The following is a 390-nucleotide window of genomic DNA, read 5'->3' on the forward strand; positions in this document are numbered from 1 at the left end:
GGCTAAATACGGGTTTATTGCTTTTATTTCTTCAATCGGATTCGGTTTTCTGGTGGTCAAAACACCTGACGCCGTTAAAGACTTTTGGGCTTCAACCGGTGTGACTAAGAGTGCTGGTGTGGGTGCCATGAGAATGTTTCAAAATTATTTCCGTAACCACTAGGAGGAAAAATAGTTATGAAGAAAATCGCACACTGGTTATTGGAAACAGCCAAAAAAGATATGCGAACCGATCCTTTTACAACACCTTCACGGCGGACTAAGTTGTCTTACTATTTTGATAACTTATTTAGCATGGTCTTCTATATAATGGGAATTTACCTCATGTTAATGGATTTATACCAAGAGCTTTTCACGGCGAACCATACCGATTTTGTAGGAACTGCACTA

Annotated in this window: 2 pseudogenes; both read left to right on the forward strand. The window is 39.5% G+C overall.

Annotated features, from left to right (window positions below):
• Positions 1 to 163 (forward strand): annotated as a pseudogene (locus ACKTR2_RS10430) (conjugal transfer protein TrbL family protein); the annotation flags it as partial.
• 14 nt (positions 164 to 177) lie between these two features.
• Positions 178 to 390, forward strand: a pseudogene (locus ACKTR2_RS10435) (hypothetical protein); the annotation flags it as partial.

The organism is Furfurilactobacillus curtus (assembly GCF_045862785.1).
Taxonomy (GTDB): Bacteria; Bacillota; Bacilli; order Lactobacillales; family Lactobacillaceae; genus Furfurilactobacillus; species Furfurilactobacillus curtus.